General features: G+C 57.9%; 4 protein-coding genes. 1 reads left to right on the forward strand and 3 read right to left on the reverse strand.

The genetic code is table 11. From position 1 onward, the window contains the following. Together GM79_RS10080 and GM79_RS24870 are read right to left on the reverse strand one after the other, a co-directional pair. Positions 1-402 (reverse strand): IS1 family transposase (locus tag GM79_RS10080; protein WP_152559932.1); only part of this gene is annotated, 402 nt, incomplete at its 3' end. Beyond that, positions 350-553 (reverse strand): hypothetical protein, encoded by a 204-nt coding sequence (locus GM79_RS24870; protein ID WP_152559931.1) that lies wholly within the window; start codon positions 551-553, stop codon positions 350-352. The genes GM79_RS10080 and GM79_RS24870, both read right to left, overlap by 53 nt. Before the next feature lie 311 nt (positions 554-864). Here GM79_RS24870 and GM79_RS10090 point away from each other — a divergent pair, with 311 nt between their 5' ends. Continuing rightward, on the forward strand, positions 865-1,323 hold the full coding sequence (locus tag GM79_RS10090) for a porin family protein (RefSeq protein ID WP_051718730.1): 459 nt from the start codon (positions 865-867) through the stop codon (positions 1,321-1,323). Here the strand turns inward: GM79_RS10090 and GM79_RS10095 are convergent. After that, the gene (locus GM79_RS10095; RefSeq protein ID WP_035560846.1) at positions 1,267-2,379 is read right to left on the reverse strand and encodes an IS4 family transposase; all 1,113 of its coding nucleotides are present in this window, start codon (positions 2,377-2,379) and stop codon (positions 1,267-1,269) included. The two genes, GM79_RS10090 and GM79_RS10095, sit on opposite strands and share 57 nt — an antisense overlap. Between the last annotated feature and the right edge of the window lie 84 nt (positions 2,380-2,463).

The following is a 2,463-nucleotide window of genomic DNA, read 5'->3' on the forward strand; positions in this document are numbered from 1 at the left end:
CCGGGCGGTGTGCATACTCAGCGACTTGCTGAAGGAACAAGATTTTCGCACGAGCACCCCACAGCGCTGGCGTAGCGAACAGTTGATGGCTTCGACAATACTTGTTCCGCCGCTGCCCTTGGGGCAGCGGCGATGGTGCCAGCGGGGCAACACCTCCACGTAGGCCTCCCACAGGTCGGTAAAATACCAGCAATGGCGGTGGTAGCGCGGAGGCAGAGCCAACCACAAGCGCCGGGCCGTGGCCGCGTCCCGTCGGCCCAGCACCCAGGCCACGATGCGCCGGCTGGCCCGTTCGACGGCCAACCACAGCCAGACTTTGCGCTTCTTGCGGCCCACGAAGGTCCACATTTCATCCAGCTCCAGCGCTTCCCACTCCTTTTTCTGGTCCTTTTTGGGGCGCAAGCGCGGGAGCGCCGGCGAAGCCGCTTGCGCTTTTTTTTATCCGGCTGGCAATCGTCACCCGCGAGATACCCGTCACGCGGGCAATGCTGCGCTGCGAGTTGCGCTCGCCCAGCAACTCGTCCACCTGCGCATACTGCAGCGCTTTGGCCACGGCGGCGGGGGTAAAACGGGCTTGATGCCCGCAGCCTTTGCACTGGTATTTGGCATGGCCCCCAGCGCTGCCGTTACGGCGAATATGTTCACTGCCGCAAGCAGCGCAGAAATGTTGCGTAAAAACCATCCCTAAAATTAATCATTTCACCTTAGATTAGACCACCGCCAAAAAAGCCCGGCTTCCGTAGCGGAAGCCGGGCTTTTTTATGTCATCAAGGCAAATCCCGGAAATTAGCACCTAGCCATTCGCAAGGTTTTGTCTATACATTTGTTGCGCTATTTCCTTTTCTCCCCACTTTTCTTTGCATTATGAAAAAAACCCTGCTCTCCCTAGGCCTGTTGTTGAGCGTTGCAACCGCTGCCAGCGCCCAGGAAATTCGCTTCGGCCTGAAGGGCGGCGTCAACTACAGCTCAATAACCGGAAACAACACGGCCGGAGTCGAAAGCAAAATCGGTTTGCAGGCGGGCGCCCTCGCAAACTTCGCCCTCAGCGACCTGATTTCAATTCAGCCCGAAGTGCTGTACTCTCAGAAAGGCTATCAGGCGGAAGTAAACAACGATATAAAGTACAAAATCAACTATATCGACGTACCGTTGCTGGTGAAAGTAAACGCTGGTGGCCTGTTCTTCGAGGGCGGCCCACAGGTCGGGTTCCTCGCCGGAGCCAAATTCTCCTTTGGCGACGTCGACATGAATATCAAAAGCCGCACTCTACCCTACTATTTTAGGGATTTGATAATAAGTAAGTTGCCGAATAAACCAGTCTAGCAGGGCCATGATTTTACGGGCCACCGGCTCTTGTGGCTGGGCGTGGGGCCGCGTGAGCTGGCGCAACAGATTCAGTCCGTAGCGGCTCAGGCTTGTGGCCCGGCAGCCGTGATTTTTGCGTGGAATGGCCTTGATTTTGCCGTGGGCCATCGTGCCCACGCCCAGACATAGCGCGTAGGCCAGGCTGACCAGAGCCACGAGCTTGCGCAGCTTCTGGTGGCAGCATAAGTGGGTGGCTTCCAGGTTAAAGCCGCGTCCTTTCAGGTTCTGAAAGCACTGCTCAATCGTCCAGCGGCTGGCGTAGAGGCCGCCCAGGTTGCGCAAGCCGGGCGCGGCGAAGAGAAACAGAAACTCCGTGTCGGCCAGCCGCTTGACCCAGACCTGTCCCCAGACCCCAGCCACTTGGCAATGCAGAAAATGCCGCTGCTGCCCTACGGCAAGGCCCAGGGCCGTGACGGCCTGCCGTCGGCCACTAGCAAAGGTGATTTGGTGGTGCTTGGGCAGGCGCATTACAAAAGGCAATTTATTCTTCCGTAGCCAGTTAAGCCAGACATGGCCCACAAACTCCCGGTCCCCCACCACCAGCCCGATGCGGTCGCGGCCCAGCACCTGTACGCAGATTTTGAGCAGGGCAATACGGTCGGCCGCACTGGAGTTCCCGCTGCGGTTGTCGAGCAGTTCCCAATAGAGCGGCAGTTGAAAGTCGCCTCGGCCTACGGTCACGAGCAGGATATTGACCTGGCAGCGGCCGAAGTCCCATTCGGTGCGGTCCAGGCACAGGCGCAGTTTGCCCGTGGCGGGCAGCAAGCGCAGCAGCAGGTGGGCCAGCACCAGATAATTCAGGTCCACCTGCCGAAAAAAGTCCTGAATGCGGGTTTCATTCGAAGCGATTTTCACCGCGTCATTCAGGTGCTGGGCTACCTCGCAAAATTGGACGTTGCGGCTTTTGAGCAGGGCGATAACAAACTGGCTGACAAACTTTTGCCGGGACAGATGGGGCACTAGCTGGACGCGACGCAAAAGCGTCGTAATTTTGGCAATGAGGCTTGGCTTCACGGGGCAGGACGGACAATGGTGTGTAGGAACCCCAAAGGTCGGACTGCCCCGTTTTTATGCCCTAAAGTTTAGTAGGGTAGAGTG

This window comes from Hymenobacter sp. IS2118 (genome assembly GCF_000715495.1).
GTDB lineage: Bacteria > Bacteroidota > Bacteroidia > Cytophagales > Hymenobacteraceae > Hymenobacter.